Annotated in this window: 12 protein-coding genes and 1 pseudogene; 4 read left to right on the forward strand and 9 right to left on the reverse strand. The window is 68.5% G+C overall.

What is annotated here, in order from left to right; genetic code table 11:
* The first annotated feature begins 1,067 nt into the window (after positions 1 to 1,067).
* A pseudogene (locus AOZ06_RS61810) lies at positions 1,068 to 1,346 on the forward strand (DUF6881 domain-containing protein).
* A gap of 497 nt (positions 1,347 to 1,843) precedes the next feature.
* Here the strand turns inward: AOZ06_RS61810 and AOZ06_RS39840 are convergent.
* Together AOZ06_RS39840 and AOZ06_RS61575 are read right to left on the reverse strand one after the other, a co-directional pair.
* Positions 1,844 to 2,668, reverse strand: a complete 825-nt coding sequence (locus AOZ06_RS39840) for a hypothetical protein (RefSeq protein WP_054294093.1) — start codon at positions 2,666 to 2,668, stop codon at positions 1,844 to 1,846.
* 52 nt (positions 2,669 to 2,720) lie between these two features.
* Positions 2,721 to 3,602 carry a helix-turn-helix domain-containing protein gene (locus tag AOZ06_RS61575; protein ID WP_063810197.1) on the reverse strand — a complete coding sequence of 294 codons (882 nt, stop codon included), beginning with the start codon at positions 3,600 to 3,602 and terminating at the stop codon, positions 2,721 to 2,723.
* Between the two features lie 62 nt (positions 3,603 to 3,664).
* Here AOZ06_RS61575 and AOZ06_RS39850 point away from each other — a divergent pair, with 62 nt between their 5' ends.
* Positions 3,665 to 4,576 (forward strand): phytanoyl-CoA dioxygenase family protein, encoded by a 912-nt coding sequence (locus AOZ06_RS39850; RefSeq protein WP_054294095.1) that lies wholly within the window; start codon positions 3,665 to 3,667, stop codon positions 4,574 to 4,576.
* Between the two features lie 10 nt (positions 4,577 to 4,586).
* Here AOZ06_RS39850 and AOZ06_RS39855 read toward each other — a convergent pair whose 3' ends face one another.
* Genes AOZ06_RS39855 through AOZ06_RS39875 form a run of 5 tightly spaced genes read right to left on the reverse strand, consistent with a single transcriptional unit; the run spans position 4,587 to position 10,849 of the window.
* Positions 4,587 to 6,380 carry a bifunctional metallophosphatase/5'-nucleotidase gene (locus tag AOZ06_RS39855; protein WP_054294096.1) on the reverse strand — a complete coding sequence of 598 codons (1,794 nt, stop codon included), beginning with the start codon at positions 6,378 to 6,380 and terminating at the stop codon, positions 4,587 to 4,589.
* Between the two features lie 11 nt (positions 6,381 to 6,391).
* Entirely contained in the window at positions 6,392 to 7,732 is a 1,341-nt protein-coding gene (locus AOZ06_RS39860; RefSeq protein WP_054294097.1) for an ABC transporter substrate-binding protein, read from the reverse strand.
* A 17-nt stretch (positions 7,733 to 7,749) separates the two neighbouring features.
* Complete coding sequence (locus AOZ06_RS39865; protein ID WP_054294098.1) at positions 7,750 to 8,586, reverse strand: carbohydrate ABC transporter permease; 837 nt, start codon at positions 8,584 to 8,586, stop codon at positions 7,750 to 7,752.
* A gap of 12 nt (positions 8,587 to 8,598) precedes the next feature.
* A complete protein-coding gene (locus AOZ06_RS39870) occupies positions 8,599 to 9,549 on the reverse strand; it encodes a carbohydrate ABC transporter permease (RefSeq protein ID WP_063810198.1) in 951 nt (316 codons plus the stop codon).
* Positions 9,550 to 9,571: 22 nt separating this feature from the next.
* Complete coding sequence (locus AOZ06_RS39875; RefSeq protein ID WP_218921858.1) at positions 9,572 to 10,849, reverse strand: glycoside hydrolase family 36 protein; 1,278 nt, start codon at positions 10,847 to 10,849, stop codon at positions 9,572 to 9,574.
* A 158-nt stretch (positions 10,850 to 11,007) separates the two neighbouring features.
* Between AOZ06_RS39875 and AOZ06_RS39880 the strand changes: the two genes are divergently transcribed.
* A complete protein-coding gene (locus AOZ06_RS39880) occupies positions 11,008 to 12,690 on the forward strand; it encodes a beta-N-acetylhexosaminidase (RefSeq protein WP_054294100.1) in 1,683 nt (560 codons plus the stop codon).
* A 35-nt stretch (positions 12,691 to 12,725) separates the two neighbouring features.
* On the opposite strand, the gene AOZ06_RS39885 is transcribed toward AOZ06_RS39880, so the two are convergent.
* On the reverse strand, positions 12,726 to 16,040 hold the full coding sequence (locus AOZ06_RS39885; protein ID WP_054294101.1) for a DUF5107 domain-containing protein: 3,315 nt from the start codon (positions 16,038 to 16,040) through the stop codon (positions 12,726 to 12,728).
* Between the two features lie 92 nt (positions 16,041 to 16,132).
* Here AOZ06_RS39885 and AOZ06_RS39890 point away from each other — a divergent pair, with 92 nt between their 5' ends.
* The gene (locus AOZ06_RS39890) at positions 16,133 to 16,999 is read left to right on the forward strand and encodes an AraC family transcriptional regulator (RefSeq protein WP_063810199.1); all 867 of its coding nucleotides are present in this window, start codon (positions 16,133 to 16,135) and stop codon (positions 16,997 to 16,999) included.
* 7 nt (positions 17,000 to 17,006) lie between these two features.
* Here the strand turns inward: AOZ06_RS39890 and AOZ06_RS39895 are convergent, their stop codons facing one another.
* Positions 17,007 to 17,495: a transposase gene (locus AOZ06_RS39895; protein ID WP_225953014.1), complete on the reverse strand. Its 489-nt coding sequence runs from the start codon at positions 17,493 to 17,495 to the stop codon at positions 17,007 to 17,009.
* Positions 17,496 to 17,646: the final 151 nt, after the last annotated feature.

Raw genomic sequence — 17,646 nt, forward strand, 5'->3', positions numbered from 1 at the left:
ACCTCCACATCCTTTCCACCGCGCTGAAGGAAGTCGCCAGCAGACTCCCCGCCGACCCCGGCGAGTTGTTCGCCGCCGAACAACTCGCCGACCTGTTCCGACTATCAGCACGGTCCTTGGAGGGCCGAGCAGGAGCCGGAGCCATCCCGCACCACCGGTTCGGCAAGCACCACCGATTCACCCGAGCAGACATTCAACAGATACTCCAGCGCACCCCACACAACCCGCAGCCCAGCCATACCAGCGACCGCGCATCGTCGCCTGACTCACGTTCCCCAACGGGGCAGCTTTGGCCTACGCGCAACCCAACCACGGCAGCCTAGGGAACTGGCGTGGCTTCTGCAAAAGCCCGGACGGCACCTACACCAGCAGGTCCGGGTTCTACCGAGGACACCGCAAAGAAATGGTGCGAGGAACAGGAAGCGCTGATTCAACGGCACTTGTGGTCCGATCCGCGCCATGCCGAGGTCTCCTTCGGGGTCGTGGCACGCCGAGACCACCGCGGCCTCCATCTTCGCCACCTTCTCCACCATCATGGGCGCCATCGTGCGCACCCGCATCATCCCCGCCAACCCCTGCTACGGCGTCCGCGTCACCGCAGGCGCCTACGAAACCGAATACCTCGTCGCGACACCACACAAGCACTCCGCGGAGCTATGCGGCACGACATCATCAGGATTGACCTGCGGGAAAACAACTTCTGCATGTCATGACGGGTTCGTTGACAGCAGTTCAGCGCAGGTGGGTGCGGTCCAACGCGATGGATTGCTCCCAATCTGCTCCCACATCGCGCTCCCAGCGGGAGTACACCGCTCGTACAGCGAAGTGGCCCGACGGCTGCCGTCGCTGACCGCGGCGGTCGACGCCCTGGTGGTCGACGCGCCCCAGGCCGAGCGCCGGGAAGCACTGCGCCTGCAGTGCGGCATCGCCATCATCGCGGCGCGTCCGGCGGCCAGGGGTTGGCGATGGGGACGCCAGTCGGAGGACGCGAGCACCAGGCGGCCCGCCCGCGTAGGCTGCGCAGTAGTTGAAGAGTTGAGGCTGGTGCAGGCGGGAGAGATGCGCAGATGTGGTACCTGCGGGTCGCGTGGTTGCACGAATTCGCTGAGGAGCCCGTGGAGATCCTCAACGAGGTTGGTGCCGATGGCTACGAGCGTCGGAAGGTAGAGCGCTTTCGGAATGGCCGTCTTGGTTGGGCTGACGAAAAACACCAGGTGGGCGGCACAGGCTTGGGTTAAGTCCCCGTCCCGCCGCCTGACGAGATCAACGCGCAGCAGGAGTTCGTCGCGTCCTGGATCACTGCTGGCGAGTTCGAACGGGCCTGGACACAAGCGCTCAGAAGGTAGGCACTGAGCCCCTCGGGACGGATTCCACAGCGCGAGAGCCGAGGAACCGAGGACGCGGTCACGGCCGCTGACCGCAGCGAAGGTCTTTGCACAGCTCAGAAGACATGGCGAGGTGTGCACGAACCCCTATCGGTTGTTTTTCCGGCGACGTCGCCTCGCCTTGTCGCGGGAGACCTGAGCGGCCCGCAGGTCGGCGTTCTCCGAAGGCGTTTCGGGTAGCGGTTTCCGCAGCCTTTTCTCCGCCTGCCAACAGACGACGGCGCCGGGACCGATGATCACAGCGACCAGCAGGATCTGGAGCAGAACGGCGCCCAAGGAGCCCTCCCGTGGGTGACCGGCCGGAACCACCGTGGTCCGGTTTCGTGATCGGCCTGTGGTCCGATCCTCGACCTTGACCTCGCCGCTCAACGCGTGGTTCGCCTGGACAACCTCCCTGACTGGTGGTGGATGCGGGGTGTAGGCCCTCGGCCACTCGACCACCGCCTCACATCGGTGAATCAGCCCGTAGCCGGTGGCGAAGCCGCTGTTCTGGCAAGCGGTGATCGTCGCGTGCCCGTACGCACCGTCATTCCACTGATACCGTCGCGAAAGCCGATCGCACCCCACAGGGGGAACAGCGGGAAGCCCGCAATCGCGACCGTCAACAGGCCAGGACGGCCGAGAGGAACAGCCGCGATTTGGCAACCTTGCTCTGTCCCACGGCTACCTTTCCCCGTCATCGGGGTTCGACCGATCCTTGATCGATTTGGCCCCTTCCTTGACGACCCTGGTTCCCGGGTGTTCCGCGAACTGACCAGCGTGCGACTCCGCCCACTTGTCACTGCGATCGTTGTACTTCCTTCCCCGGCCCGCGGTCGGCGCGGCACCGGAACGTGTCTGCCGTCCGGGCGGTCGGCCCAGTTGTGCAGTTGTTGTCCGCGGTCGGACAGCTTGTCCGCGGCTCGCTTGAGGTTGTCCGACTTGTCCGCGAAATTCCTGGCGAGTTTCGACAGGCCCTTGAGCAGCTTGGCGAGCTTCCTGCCGATCTTGGCCAGCAGCATGCCGAGGTCGATGAGCACGCTGCTGATGAACACGGCGATAGAGCTGCCGAGGCTGACCACTGAGGTCGCGGCCGCGATCAGCGCCTGGGTGGTCACCCGGCTGATGAAGCTCGCGATCATGTCGAAGATCAGGCCGCGGACCGTGCCGACCACGACACCGGCGATGGTCACACCATCCGCGGTGTTCTCGCATTCCTTGGCGATGCCGTCCAGCGCGCCGATGTAGCCCTTCGCGGTCTCGCGATACGCGGACGCGCCACCACCGCCCCAGGACTCGGTCATGCTCAGCTCCTGCTGGCAGTGTGTTGGGGACGCCCGCCAGATTCCGCACCCGTCAGTCCCAACCGGGAACCTCGCCGTTGTGCCGGTAACTGCTCGGCGGCAGGCCGAACTCGCGGCGGAACGCGCGGCTGAAGTGGAACTGGTCACCGTAGCCGACGGTGCCGGCGACCGCGGCGACGGACATTCCCGTGCCGGTCAGCAGCCGAGCCGCGCGGCGCAGGCGGCGGGTACGCACCTCCTGCATGGGGCTGTGGCCGGTGGCGCTCGCGTAGAGGTGGCTGAAGCGCGACGGTGACAGCCCGGCGACGGCGGCGAGCGAGTTCAGGGTGTGCGGGGCCTCCGGTGTCTCGGCAATGAGCTGCTGCACCCGGGCGATGCGCGGGTCGGGCCCCGGCGGCGCGGCGGGAACACCGGTGAGGTGGGCCAAGCGCACGATCTCTTCGAGCGCGCACATGGCGAGGGCCTGCTGTTCGGGGCGGGCGGCGAAGGCCGGGAGGTGGACCGGCGACGGCGGGATGTGATCAGCGGTGAGCCGGGCGTAACGGCGGAGCCGGTCGAAGGCGGCATCGATGGCTTCCGCGGCGCCACTCGCCGCCGGTGTCAGACGGCCACTCGTCCCGAGCCAGTTTCCTTGTGGTGCCCGGAAATGTGCCCACAGCAGCGACCATTTCCCGGCGTCGGGCGCGACTCCGTAGCTGTGCCGCACGCCGGGTTCGATCAGCACGAGCTGCCCCGCGCTGGTTGTCAGGGCCGTGTCCCCGTGGTGCACGACGCCACGCCCCCGCGTTGTCCACATGAGCAGCCAGCTCGGCGAGCCGGTCGGCCGGATCGCCTCGATGCGCTTGGTGAAGGTGCTCTCGCCGACGACGAGCAAGCCGGCCGGAGGCGAGGGCGTCGCAGCAGGATCTGTCATGTCCTCGGCAGGTTCAGCCATGTCCGCGATGCCCCGCCTTTCCTACAGTCGAATCAGTCGAGACCCCACGGCGGAGGCAGAACATGAAGCAGTTGATCGATTCCAGCGACATCGCCGACGACGTCGCGGCGCTACGGGAGCGCATGTCCGAGGACGGCTACCTCTACTTCCCCCACCTGCTGCCCAGCGACTACGTCACCGGTGTTCGCGCCGACATCGCGGCCGTGCTGCACGACAGCAGGTGGCTGGCCTCCGGCACCGAGCCGCACGAGCTGCGGGCGTCCGACCGGGCGGTCGAGGAGGGCAAGTCCACCTTCTTCGGCATGTACTCCGCCGTGCAGGCGACGCAGTCCTTCCACGAGCTCAGCGAACGGGAGGAGTTGCGCGGCCTGGCTCAGCGGCTGCTCGGCGAGGAGGTCTTCTGCCACCCGATGCACATCGCCCGCATCACGGCGCCGACGCCACGGGCCACACCCACGCCCGCCCACCAGGACTACCGCCTCATCCAGGGCGCGGTCGACACCCTGACCATGTGGATCCCCCTCGCCGACTGTCCCTCCGACGCCGGTGGGCTCGAGGTCCTCGCCGGGTCGCACAAGCTCGGCGTGCTCGGCGTGTCCCGGGCGGAGGGCCCCGGCGGGGTCACCGCGCAGGTGGCGGGCAGCGGCGTGGACGACTGGCGCAGCACCCACTTCGGCCAGGGGGACGTGCTCGTGTTCACCAGCCTCACCGTGCACGGGGCCCGCCCCAACCTCAGCGACCGGCTGCGGTTGTCGGCGGACATCCGGTGGCAGGCGAGATCGGAACCGGCCGCCTTCATCGACGGCTACGAGCCGTTCCGGCCGCACTTCCACCCCGACGTGCCCGACTGGCCCACCCTGACCCGGGGCTGGACCTCGACGAGCAGCATCGAGATCCCGGAGGGGCTGACCTGTGTCCGCAAGTTCGACTCGATGAGCGAACACGTGCCAACCCCTCCGTCCCGGTTCAGGTGAGACAGCCGGACTACGCCGGTCGGTTGCCAGGTGCGGGCCGGACCCGGTCGAGTTTCGGCGGCCGGACCGGCGACCTCGCCTCCATGTACTTCCAGAGCGCGTCCGCGCCGGAGTAGATGCTCCGATCCTGGTTCCTGGCCTCAAAAAGCGCCGTGAACCCGGGTGTGGCATTGCGGGCGAAGAAGTTGTTGGCCAGAGTCGCGATCCGGTACTCGCGGCCGGCCTTCACCGGCTTGCCGTTGATCCGGATCTTCTTGATGTCGACGTGCTGCCCGAGCGGGGCGCCGGGGTCGTAGGTGTAGGAAACGTTGCCGGAAACGGCCATGTGCCGATACGTCACGACACCGTCGGCTCCCCGCTGCCATTGGCTCTCGATCAGCTCGTCGAGCTTCTCGCCGGTCACCGTCCCGCGCACGACGGCCGGGCCGATGCCGTTCTCGTAGACCGTGCCGAAGACCAGCTCGGAGAACAGCACTCGGCCTGGCGCGTCTGCGGGATTGGCCGGATTAGGGGCGAAAAGTACGTCGCGCAACAAGATTCCCGGCATCGCGACCGCGAGGTCGGCCTGTCCGTCCTTGTTGGCCGCCCAGAGGAACGCGTCGGCGGTGACGTTGCCGAGCGTGGACTCCTCGTCGGTGCCGGAGGTGCGGGTGAGATCGCCGGTGACCGTGGCGACCTGCTGGTTGCCCCGCGCGGGGAGCCGGTCCTTCCAGTACTTCGCCATCCGCTGCACCTCGGGATCCGGTGCGACGTCACGGGTGTTGGCGTGGCTGACCGACGTCGTCCGGTCTCGGCGGACATCGCCGGTCGCCGGGTCCAGCTCCAAGTTGATCTCGTTGATCAGCCTGCCGTGGTTCGCCGCGTCCACCACCGGGCGGGGATTACCGGCCGGGTCGGGCAGCATGCAGTTCACCAGCGCGTGCCAGTGCCCGCCGACGATGGCGTCCACCGCCGGGCTGATCTGCTTGTTCATGTCGGCAAGCGGGCCGAACGGTGCGGTGCAGTCGTTGTACCCCGCCCCGTTCGCTTGCGAGAACCCCTCGTGCACAACGGCGACGATGGCCTGGACGCCCCGCCCGCGCAGCTCCTCGGCGTAGCGGTTGATCGTCTCCGCCTCGGGCAGGAACTTCAGTTCGCTCGGCCAGTAGGAGAGCTGCTCCTGCGGCGTGTGGGTGGTCGTGGCGTGGATGAATCCCACCGGGAGCGTGCCGCCGCGACCGTCGTCGACCTGCCGCACGTGGTACGGCTTGACCAGCGGCCGACCGGTGGCCTCGTTGATCACGTTCGCGGAGTAGTAGTCGAAGTCCGCGCCCTGGAAGCGTTTCCCGGTCGAGTCGGTGAAGCAGAGGTCGCGGTCGGGGCGGCCCCGGCAGGTGCCCTTCATCATGTGCTCGAGGTAGGCAGGTTTCCGGTCGATCTCGTGGTTGCCCACAGTGGAGAACTCGACGCCGATCATGTTCATGTACTCGATAGTCGGCTCGTTCCAGAACCACGCGGTCTCCGACGGCCAGCCGGAGAAATCGTCGCCCGCGGAGAACAGCACGGAGTTCATCGGTGCGCGCAGCCGGTTGAGGTGCGAGGCGAGATATGCCCCGCCACCAACGGTTTTCGCGGGCTCACCCGCATGCGAGCCAGGCACGGTCGTGGTGTACTCGCCGAAGTAGCCGTGCAGGTCGGTGATCGACAGCAGCTGCACGGGCACCCCGGGCGCGGGCTCGGCCGTCGCGGTCGGTGCCGGTGAGACGGCCAGCAACGCGGCGGTGGCAATCGCCGCCCCGCGCCACCTCCTGGGTAGTGCGGACATGGCCGCCCTCCTTACTTCTCAGGGTTGAGCAGGGCGTTGCCCTGTTTGACAGCCGCGCCGGCGGCGTCGGGGACCTTGACCGATCCGAGGTACATGTCGTTGAAGATCTGGTTGATCTTGGGTTCCGCCGCGGCGAAGCCGGACACGATCGGGAAGTTCACCGTCTTGCCGCGCGCCTCGTCCAGGAACGGCTGGGTGTCGATGCCCTTGGCCTTCCAGTGCTCGACGTAGCGCGGGGCGAGGTCGTTGATGGCGGGGAAGACGTAGCCGCCCTCGGCCATGATCGCCTGCGCCTGCGGGGTGGCCAGGAACGACACGAGCTGCTTGGCCTGGTCGGGACGCTTGGTGCGGGAGTAGACCGCCTCGCCGAGACCGTTGATGATCACGACGCGGCCCGCCTTGCCCGCGGGCAGCGATGCGGTGCCGATCGGGAAGGTCGAACTGGGGGCGACGAAGGGCAGCAGCGCGTTGTTGGCCGGGAAGACCGCGACCTCGCCGCGCTGGAACATCTCGGTCGCCCGGCCCGCGGGCGGGTTGGTCTGGTCGGCGGGCGGGGACACGTGCCACTTCTTGATCAGGTCGACGCCCCACTGCAACGCCTCGACCGAAGCGGGCTCGTTGAAGTTGAACGTGCCGTAGGGCTTGGTGATCGTCGTGCCGCCGTTGCTCGGGATCCAGTTCAGCCACTGGGTGCCCGAGTGGTTCCACGAGGCGAAGCCCCACCGCTTGACCTTGGCCGGATCGAAGCCGGATTCGTTGGGGTGCTTGCCGTTCACGTCGACGGTCAGCTTCTGCATCAGCGGCAGGAACGTCCCGGACCCGTCGGGCGCCCAGGTCAGCGGCTCGGTGGGCATCTCGACCCCGGCCTCGGCGAAGACCTGCTTGTTGTAGAGCATCCCCGGCACGCCCCAGTCCTTGGGGACGGCGTACATCTTCTCCTTGTAGGTGAAGGAATCCACAACGTTGGTGTGGTACTTGTCCTTGGTCAGGCCGGACTGCTCCACGGCGGCGGAAACGTCCATCAACGCGCCCTTCGTCGCCAGTTCGGGGAAGTTCGCGGGCGTCATCCAGAACACGTCGGGCGCGGTGCCCGAGACCAGCTCGGTGACGAGCTTGGTCCAGTACTGGTCGTAGGGCTGGAGCTCGATCTTGACGTCGATGTCGGGGTGCTTGGCCTTGAACGCCTCGAAGACCTTCTCGTACCCCTTCTGCTGTTGTTCGTCCCAGATTCGGTAGGTCAGTGTCGTCTTGCCGTTGCTGTCACCGCTGCCGCCGCAGGCGGCGACCAGCCCGACGAGCGCGCCGACTGTCAGCGCGCTGAGCATCTTCCGCCGGAAGGTCGAGAGCTGCATGGGGACACTCCTTCGTGTCACTTGAGTCCGGTCAGGGCGACCGACCGGACGATGTAGCGCTGGAAGAAGACGAAGACGAGCAGCATCGGCAACAGCGTGAGCAGGCTGCCTGCCATCATCCGGGTGTAGTCGATGCCGATCTCCGAGCGCAGGGCGGCGATCGCGACGGTGATCACGCGGGTGTCCGCGCTGCTGGTGATGATCAGCGGCCACAGGAAGTTGTTCCAGGACGAGATCACCGTGACGATCGCGAGCGTGGCCAGGATCGGCCTGCTCAACGGCAGGATGATCCGCCACAGGATGGTCAGGTGCCCCGCGCCGTCCACCCGCGCGGCCTCCTCGATCTCGCGCGGGATGCTGCGGAAGAACTGGCGCATCAGGAAAATCCCGTACGGCGTGCCGAAGACGTACGGCGCGACGAGCCCGTACCAGCTGTTCACCAGGTCCAGCTCGCGCATGATCAGGAACAGCGGGATCAGGGTCACCACGTTGGGCACCATCAGGGTGGCCAGGTACAGCCAGAACAGCGCGTTGCGGCCCCGGAAGTCCAAGCGCGCGAACGCATACGCTGCCAGCGTGGTGAAGATCAGCTGCCCCACGGTGAGGACAGTGACGAAGATGAGGGTGTTGAGGATGGACTGCGCGAAGTCCGAGCTCAGCAGCGCACCGAGGTTCTCCAGCGTCGGCGAGGACGGCGGCGCCCACGGTGCCGCCTCGAAGAGCTCCCCACGCGGTTTCAACGCGGTCGAGACGATCAGCCAGTACGGGAAGACCGACATGGCCGCCCCGATGATCAGCGTCGCGTAGAGGGCGGCGCGGCGGGAGGGCCGCCGTCGCCGGGTGGTCGTGGTCACGGTCGGCTCCTCTCAGGTCAAGTCGTAGGTCGTGGTGCGGTTGAAGTACCGGACCTGCGCCATGGTGACCGCGAGGATGATCAGGAACAGCACCATGGCGATGGCGGAGGCGTAGCCGAAATCGAACTGCCGGAACGCGGTCTGGTAGATCGTGTAGTTGATGACCTCGGTGCTGTTGGCGGGACCGCCGTTGGTCATCACGAAAACGGTGTCGAAGACCTGGAACGAGCCGATCACGTTGGTGACGAGGACGAAGAACAGCGTCGGGCGCAACAGCGGCAGGGTGATCGCGAAGAACTGCCGGACCGGCGACGCCCCGTCCAGCGAGGCCGCCTCGTAGAAGTCCTTCGGGATGGACTGCAACCCGGCGAGGAAGAACAGCATGTTGTAGCCCGCGAACTGCCACACCTGCGTCGCCGCCACCGCGGGCAGCGCGAGGCTGGACGAGGACAACCAGCTCGGCCCGTCGATCCCGAAGATCTCCAGGAAGGAGTTGACCGCGCCGTTGGCCGGGTCGAAGATCCAGCCCCACACCAGGCCCATCACCACCGGCGTCGCCATCCAGGGCAGGACGAACATCGCGCGGAAGATCTTCACGCCGCGCACTCGCTGGTTGAGCAGCAGCGCGAGCAACAGGGCCAGCACCGTCTGCACCGGGATGGTCAGGACCACGTAGGCGACGGTCACCAGCAGCGAGTGGCCGATCCCGCCGTCGGCGAAGAGCCGCTCGTAGTTGGCCAGCCCGACGAACTCCGGCGCGGCCAGCAGCTTCCAGTCGAACAGGCTCAACCCGGCGACGATCAGTACTGGCAGCAACAGGAACGCGACGACGCCGAACAGGCTCGGGGCCACGAAGGCGTACGCCGTCAGGGTTTCCCACACCCGGCGACGGCGTCGCCGTGGCGGCACCGGCCGGGTCGAGACCGGCGGCGGCGGGGTCGGCACCGTGAGGACCTGAGCCATGGCGGACTCCCTTCCGGAGAGATCAGGCAGGACCGGTTGTCGGCGTGAGCAGCTCGCGGGTGCGCGCGACTCCCCACTCGTCGAGGTCGGCGAGGCGATCGCTCGAACACCGCCACCCACCGCTGGAGGCCACGTGATCCGCCCAGCCGGCGCGGTCTTCCACGCGCGGAGACACCAGCAGGCAATCGGGATCGTTGACCCACAACCGGCCGTGCATGAACTCCCGCGCGGCCCCGGCCAGCCGCGCACCGAGCTGCGAGGGCTGGCTGACGTCCCCGGACTTGGGTTCGACGACGATCGCGGTGTCCGGGCTGACCCGCATGGCGTCGACGAGTCCCACACTGGGCAGCATCGGTGCGCCGCAGCCAAGAACGGTCGAGTCCGGCCCGACCGCCTCGCGGATGATCCGCATCCCCGCCAGGTAGGCGTCGTGCCCCGACACGTCGGCGTGCCGCTGGCCGGGGTGCGCCCCGGCGTAGATGTAGTCGATCTTGAAGAACGAGAACCCGGTCGCCACAAGGGATCTGAACACGCCGCCGAGATGCTCCGCCGCGCCGGGGTGCGTCACGTCGAGCACCGCGATGTCCCGGTCCCACTCGCGCATCGCGGGCGTGCCCCGCACCAGCCAGTCCGGGTGCTCGGTCGCCACCCGGCTGTCGGCGGCGACGAAGAACGGCGTCAGCCAGATGCCCGCGCGCCGCCCGGTGCCGGCGACGCGTTTCGTCACTCCGTCAAGGGATCCGAAGCCCGGCCGGATGTCGAGCCAGTCCCCGATCGCGCTCTGGTAGCCGTCGTCGAGCTGGATGATCTCCAGCGGCAGCTCCAGTCGTTCGGCGTGCACCAGGGTGTCGGCGATGTCCTGCTCGGTGACCTTGTTCCAGTGCCCGTACCAGCTGCTCCACCCCGGACCGAGCGGCCGGACCGCCGTCACGCCACCGTCGGCCGCCACCTCCTCGGCCCAGGCGACGAGCGCGCGGGGGAGGTCGGCGTGCTCGGTCTCCCGGACAGTGCCCAGGCTGGAGACGACGAGCCGGTCCCCGAGCGCCTGCACGCGGATGGAGGGGACTTCGGCGGAGTGGTCCACCGCGGACCACGACCGCACCGGGCCGCCGTCGCCCGGGTCGATCACGACAAGTCCCTCGCCCTGGAAGCCGGATTCCGGCATCGGCCGGTCGAAGCGGAAGCAGCTCGCCGCGATCTGCGCCGAGGACGGCCGGGGCGAGGTCGCGTCACCCCGGTAGGTGCCGGTGGGACTCCAGGACTGCCAGCCCTGCTCGAAGACGCGCGCCCGAGCCGGCACGCAGGCAACCTCGGCGATCGGGAGGTACATCGGTGTCCCTTCCTGGTGGTTTTCGTTCGTTTGTGCGCACAATAGCTCTCAAATGAGCAATATGTGCTCACTCTAGACACAGAATGAACAGAAAGAAACATGAACACGCATGCAGGGAGGCAGCGACCATGAGCCACGACGACGCCCGAGAGCGCGCGGCGCACCTCGTTCCCCAGCCGCACTCGGTGCTGCTCGGCGCGGGGGTGCTCCAGCTTCCGGCCGAACTCCCGGTGCGCCTGGACGTGCCGGCGCAGGAACGGGCGGCGGTCCTGCGGGCGATCGCGCTGCTGCCCGTGACCAGCAAGGTTGTCGCCGGACGCGCAGTTGTCCAGGTGCGGCTCGGCGCGGGCGCGACCCCTCCCGAGGGTTACGTACTCGACGTGACCGAGGACGGAGTGACCATCACCGCGGCGGACCGGTCCGGTGTCGTGTACGCCGTGCAGACCCTGCGCCAGCTCCTTCCCGACGCCGCTTACCGGCAGGCCGCGCCGTCGGGCACCCTGTGGGTCGTACCGGTCATCCGCGTCGAGGACAGCCCGCGATTCCGCTGGCGCGGAATGCTCCTCGACGTCGCCCGGCACTTCCTGCCCAAGCGGGAAGTGCTGCGCCACATCGACCTGATGAGCGCGCACAAGCTGAACACCCTGCACCTGCACCTCAGCGACGACCAGGGCTGGCGGGTGGAGAGCCTCCGCTTCCCGCGCCTGCACGAGGTCGGCAGCTGGCGGGCGACGAGCCAGGTCAGCCACTACTCCGACGAGGCCGTCCACGACGGCACACCGCACGGCGGCTACTACACCCGCGACGACCTCGCCGAGATCGTCGCCTACGCGGCGGACCGCGCGATCACGGTCATCCCGGAGATCGGCGTTCCCGGCCACACCGGCGCATTGCTGGCCGCATACCCGGAGTTCGGGTCCCCGCCCGTGCCGGATCGCGCGGTGCACACGAACTGGGGTGTGCACGACGCGCTCCTGGCTCCGTCGGAGCAGTCCCTGGAGTTCCTGCGCCTCCTGTTCGACGAACTGCTCCCGTTGTTCCCTTCCCCTTACGTGCACGTGGGTGGCGACGAGTCCGTCCTGCGGGCGTGGGACAACGACCCGGTGGTGCGCGCGTTCGCCGACAAGCGAGGGCTTTCCGGGAGCGCCGAGATCTTCGCCGCCCTGATGGCCGAAGTGCGGCAGATGCTGGCCGAGCACGGCAAAACACCGGTCACGTGGGACGACAGCTTCGCCACGCAGGCAACCGGCGCCGCCGCGGAATCGACCACCACGCTGGTCATGGCGTGGCGTGGCGCGGAGGTCGCTCGCCGGGCGGCGGCAGCCGGTCACGACGTCGTGCTCTCGCCGGTCATGCCGACCTACTTCGACTACTTCCAGGAGGCCCATCCCGACGAGCCGCTCGCGATCGGCGGCCCGGTCACCCTCGGCGACGTCGCCTCGTGGGAGCCGATCCCGCAGGACTGGTCCCAGGTCGAGAGTGCTCGTGTGCGAGGGATCCAGTGCCAGATGTGGACCGAGTTCGTCGAGGACCCACGACTGGTCGACTACCTGCTGTACCCGCGAACGTGTGCCTTCGCGGAGATCGCCTGGGGCGCCCGCACACAGGATCTCCACCGGCGGTTGCCCCACCACCTCGACCGGCTGGCGGCGGCCGGAGTCGAGTTCCGCCCGTTGACCGGCCCGGCGCCGTGGCAGCGCGGCGGCACCGGCCGGCGAGCCCATCGCGCCGGGGTCCCGATGGCCGAGCGCCTCGCGAACTACGCCGGCGCGGCCGCGACCGGAACCGTGGCGGACAGCCCTGATCCGTAAGGAATCCCGCGCGCGGTGACGGTGCACAGACGCCGTCACCGCGTCGGAGTCCGGATCGACCGGGCGAGGTCCAGCGCGTCGACGTGGTGCGGGTCCTCAGCCAGCAGCGCGGCCAACCGGTCACCTGCGCGAGCGTGCTGGCCGTCGAGAATGTCGAGCTGTGCCCGCAAAAAGCCCACTCGGCGCAGTTGCGCAGCGGCCAGGTCCTCGGTGAACAACAGCATCGACGGCAGCGAAGTCGCGAAGTAGTCCACGGTCGCCGGGCTCGCCTCCACCGTGTCACAGAAGGCGCGCAATGCCTGGGTGAGCCGGTCGGCTTCCTCAGTGCGACCAAGCCTGCGCAGCGCGAGCACCGACGAGTACGTCGCCTCTGAGTAGGGCTGGGTACTCATCCCCAGGAAGTCGCCCTGCTGCGCGGCGGCCAGCTCCCACGCCGCCCGGTCGCCCAGCACGTCACCCCGCACCAGGTGCAGCTGCGCGGTGTTCGCGAGCGGATGCCGTGCCTCGCTGAGGGATTCCGGCGGCGCGAACGCGTCGTCCACTGTGAATTGCAAGCGGCACAGCCGGTCCCACACGCGCAGCACGTCGCCCTCACCGCCCTCCCACGGCTGGAAGGTGCGGCCGAGCAGCAGTTCGCGGGCCTCGTCGAGCCGGTCGGCGGTGATCAGCAGGTGCGCGAGCTCAATGGTGGCGTCGTCCCGCGTCTCGACCAGGGCGCGGTTGCGCAGGAGCCAGTCCAGCCGTTGCCCGGGCGGCACGCCGCGCCTCGCACTGAGCTGGTCCCGCTCGAAGACCAACCTGGCGTCGTCCCCCGCCACGGCGAGCGCGGAGTCGTAGGCCGCGCATGCCCGGTCGGCGTCACCGAGGTGGTTGAAGGCCGCGAGCCCCAGGTTCCGCCACACCACGGGATCATCCGGGTCGATTGCCGCCGCGGCACTCCAGGCCGCGCACGCGTCATCGGGGCGTCCGTTGGCGTAGAGCCAGTGTCCGAGCAACGCGCGGGCCCGCGCGTCCGTGTCGTCAGAGTTCGCCGCACGCTCCAACGTCAACGCGTCGTCCAACCGCGAAGGAAAACACCATGTCGCGTCGAGATTCTGCGCCCTCTCAACGGCTTCAAGCGCCTCCTGGTCTCGGCCCAGCCTGCGCAGCACCTCGGCTCGGTGGTACTCCAGCAACGGCCCGGCCGCTGTCTGTCCGATCGCGCGAGAACCCTCCCGCTCGCGGGCGACGCCGAGCACCCGCAGCGCCGCATCGTGCTCACCAACGCCGACATACTCCAGCGCAATGTCAAGGCAGGTCTGCGCGTCCGTGGTGAGAGGCAGGCCAACCAGATCGCGCATCCACCAGTCCAGGGGATCAAGCGCACGGGTGGCTTCGGCAAGTTCGGCCGCTTGACGGTCTTTTCCGTTACGGCGCAACACAATCACCCGAAGCGCTCGGGCTTGCAGGTGCTCCGGCTCGGTGCGCAGCACATCCTGGAGCCTGGCCAGCGCCTCCGTGTTCCGCCCGTGTGCGGTGTCGATGCGGGCCATGCGATAGCCCGCCGGTGCCCGCCACGCACGCGCCCAGGAGCTAGCACCGTACACGTCGTAAGCCTCTTGGGCCCGGCCAAGCCGCTCCAGCACGAGACCGAGGCAGTACAGCGCGGTCGTGTCGACCGGGTTGGGGTTCAACGTCGTCAGCCGGGAAACGGCTACCCGCAACAACTTCTCCGCCTCAGCGAAGTCACCACGCTGATACGCGCGACCAGCGAGCCCGACATTGGCCGCGACATGCGCGGGATCGCGGCGCAGTGCCTCACGCCAGTACAGCTCCGGCGAGCGCGTCGCGTGCCGGTACTGATCGAGGTGCGCGCCGATCACGGCCAGCTCTTCCACGGTCGGCACGTCCTCGGGCGCGGCGGGTTCGCGTGCCGGGGTGACTTGATCGTCCGCGCTGGTAACCAGGGAATCCCACTCCACCAACAGTTCGTCACCGTGCAGGACGCGCAGCACGAGTCGATCAGCGGGCCGCGTCAGCGGGATGCTCTCCTGGAAGGGCTCGCCCGGCGCGATGTCGGCGCGCACCTCGGCGACCTCGGCCCCAGCGCCGTCAACGAGCAACAAGCGGCATCCGGGGCGGTCAGCCGTCACTGCGACTCCGACCCGCGCGCTCGTTCCCCGGAGGTCCACCCGCGCCGCGGCGTCCACGGTTGCCGCCTGCACCGGACCGATCTCCTGGATCGGATACCAGAACTGGGAGAACACCTTCGTCTCCCCTGGCGCGATGAAGGAGAAGTCCGGCTGGTTGTCGGTGAAAACCCCGGCCATCAACTCGACATAGGCCGAACCGTCGTCGGTCAGATTGCGCCCCCACGCATCACCGAACTCCGAAGCGCCCCAGGTCCACTGCTTCTTCCCGACAGCGATCTGCCGATCGGCGACGTGCACGAACCCGGCTCCCGCGGCGTGGTCATAGCCGCCGAAGAACGTCTCCTTGCTGCCCACGCACATGTACGAGGTCGGCACCGGGATGTTGCGGTACCAGTCAAGGCGGTCGCCGCGGACCCGCACGCCACCGGCGACCGTGCCGACCTCGTCGTGCCGGGCCGGGTAGTCGACCCCGTAGTAGGGCCGATCCGCGGCGGGGAAACCGGTCGTCGCGCGCTTGGCGTGATCGGCGACCACGCGCACGTCACGGGGGAAGAACGACTGGTAGTTCTCATCCGCTCGCGCGGCGATGTTGGTCCACCACAAGAACGTCCGGGTCCGCTCGCAGCGGTTGTACAGCCGCACCCGCAACTCCAGGACCGCGCTGCCGGGCCGCATCCGGACGCCGTGCATCCCCTTCATCCGGTCGAACGGGTCGTGGTCGGAGCACCACACGGTCACGGCGCCATCGGGCTCGTGCTCGATCTCGACGTCGGCCGGCAGGAACGTGGCGGGGCGGTGGTGCTGCGGCCAGTTGAACTCGACGCCACCGGAGATCCACGGGCCGGTCAGGCCGACGAGAGCGGGCTTGATCACCGGGTTGCGGTAGAAGAAGTCGTAGTTGCGGGTTCGGTCGAAAGCGACGTGGACGCGGCCACCGAGCTCGGGCAGCACCATCAGCCGCAGCCAGCGATTCTCCAGGTGCACCGCGTCCCACTCCGCCGGGGCCTTCACCGGGCTGATCCGGTCATGGAACGGCAGTGGGTACACCCGCCCGGAGGAGCCCTGATAGACGCGCCGGTCCAGGTAGGCGGGATACCGGTCGGGCGCCTCGGGGAGGTAGCTGTCGATCACCACCCCCGCCCGCCACGCCGCGACCCCGGCCTCGGCGTGCTCGGCGGGGCGGGACGGCAGGATCAGCGTCGATTCACCCTGTGACATGCGGCAACGCTATGACCGGGTACCCGTTCGGCGGGATGGCCTAATCGACCGAGTCACCTGGACGATTCGACGGCCGACTGTACAGTGTGCGGATGCTGCTGCCCGATGGCTTCCCAGGTCAGAGGCTGCGCGTGCTGCCGCGGCCGCTGGTGGCGTCGGCCCTGCGCAGAGCCCCGACCTCGGGTCTGCTCGTCACCGACGCCGGGTACTTCCCCAGCGCGGCCAACCACGGCATGCACCGCCCACGCAGCGCACCAGAAGCCATCGTGATCGTCTGCACCGACGGGGTCGGGCACTGCGAGGTCGACGGCAGGGTGAGCGTGATCAGGCCGGGAAACGCCCTCGTCCTGCCCCCGTCCCGCCCGCACTTCTACTGGGCGGACTCGCGCGACCCCTGGACGATCTGGTGGCTGCACGCCGCGGGCTCCCAGGTCTCGGAGCTGCTCTCGGTCGTCGCGCCGGACGGCGGAGAAGCCGTCATCGAGGTGCGCGACGCCTACCGTGCCGTCTCAGCGATCGACGACGCCATCAGCTTCCTCGAACGGGACGAGACCCTCCCGCACCTCATCTCGGCCTCCGGCGCGGGCTGGACCCTGCTGGCACAGCTGGCCGCGGACGCGCTGACCGAAGCCAACCAGCCCACCGAGCCGGTCCGCCAGGCGCAGGAGTACCTGCGGCACAACTTCGCGAAGCCGGTGATCGTCAAGGAGCTGGCGCGCACGGCGGGCCTGTCCCCCTCGCACTTCGCGGCCCTGTTCCGGACGGCGGCGGGCTGCGGCGTGGTCGAATACGCCAAGCGCCTGCGGATGGCCCGGGCGCGCGAACTGCTGGCCACCACGTCCCGCGACATCTCCGAGATCGCCAGGACCATCGGCTACAACGACGCGTTTTACTTCTCGCGCACTTTCCGCAGAGAACACGGTTGCAGCCCCAGCGAGTACCGACGCGGGAAGAACTAGCGGCTCGTCAGGCAACCTTGGCCGGGTAATGGGTCCAGGTTCGGATGGCGAAGTAGCGCAGGGCGGCGAACTCGGCCTCGATCCAGTTGAGCCACGACCCGCAGGTCGGCAGGAACACGAGCTCGACCTGGTTGTCCGTGGCCCAGGTGGTGACGGTGGGGTGTCGGTGCGGGGAGAAGTTGTCGCAGATCACGTGCAACCTCTCACCGGGCCACCGGTCGCGCAGCGCCTGGAGCAGTCCCAGGAACTCTCGATGTCGTTTGCGGTGGCGGATGCGGTAGAACAGTTTGCCGGTCGCGAGGTCCAGCGCGGCGAGCACATGCATCACGCCCTTCGTGCGGGTGTAGGTCGCCCGCAATCGCCGGGGCCAGGACACCGGCCGCCACGCCTTCCCTTTGCCGGGAGGACGCGCACCGGCTGGTGATGCGCCGCCGGGGTCATCAAGGCCCTCGTCGCGCTCGCCGTCGCCTTCGGACTCGGCTGGTCGAACGAGCAAGTGGGCTTGGTCAACGCTGTCGTCGCCGCGATACTCGGCGTGTACGTCGCCTGGGCCACGAAGGACACTCTGGCCAGCGCGCTGCTGGCGGCGATCATCAGCGCCGTGACGATCCTGATCTCCTTCGTCTCGACCACATCCCTGACAGTCC

It is taken from the genome of Kibdelosporangium phytohabitans (assembly GCF_001302585.1).
Lineage (GTDB): Bacteria > Actinomycetota > Actinomycetes > Mycobacteriales > Pseudonocardiaceae > Kibdelosporangium > Kibdelosporangium phytohabitans.

What these genes read in the sequence shown, in the direction of transcription:
- AOZ06_RS61575 (WP_063810197.1), bottom strand. Translation starts at nt 3,602, where the DNA reads ATGGCTGAACCTGCCGAGGACATGACAGATCCTGCTGCGACGCCCTCG.
- AOZ06_RS39850 (WP_054294095.1), top strand. Translation starts at nt 3,665, where the DNA reads ATGAAGCAGTTGATCGATTCCAGCGACATCGCCGACGACGTCGCGGCG.
- AOZ06_RS39885 (WP_054294101.1), bottom strand. Translation starts at nt 16,040, where the DNA reads ATGTCACAGGGTGAATCGACGCTGATCCTGCCGTCCCGCCCCGCCGAG.
- AOZ06_RS39855 (WP_054294096.1), bottom strand. Translation starts at nt 6,380, where the DNA reads ATGTCCGCACTACCCAGGAGGTGGCGCGGGGCGGCGATTGCCACCGCC.
- AOZ06_RS39890 (WP_063810199.1), top strand. Translation starts at nt 16,133, where the DNA reads ATGCTGCTGCCCGATGGCTTCCCAGGTCAGAGGCTGCGCGTGCTGCCG.
- AOZ06_RS39870 (WP_063810198.1), bottom strand. Translation starts at nt 9,549, where the DNA reads ATGGCTCAGGTCCTCACGGTGCCGACCCCGCCGCCGCCGGTCTCGACC.
- AOZ06_RS39880 (WP_054294100.1), top strand. Translation starts at nt 11,008, where the DNA reads ATGAGCCACGACGACGCCCGAGAGCGCGCGGCGCACCTCGTTCCCCAG.
- AOZ06_RS39840 (WP_054294093.1), bottom strand. Translation starts at nt 2,668, where the DNA reads ATGACCGAGTCCTGGGGCGGTGGTGGCGCGTCCGCGTATCGCGAGACC.
- AOZ06_RS39860 (WP_054294097.1), bottom strand. Translation starts at nt 7,732, where the DNA reads ATGCAGCTCTCGACCTTCCGGCGGAAGATGCTCAGCGCGCTGACAGTC.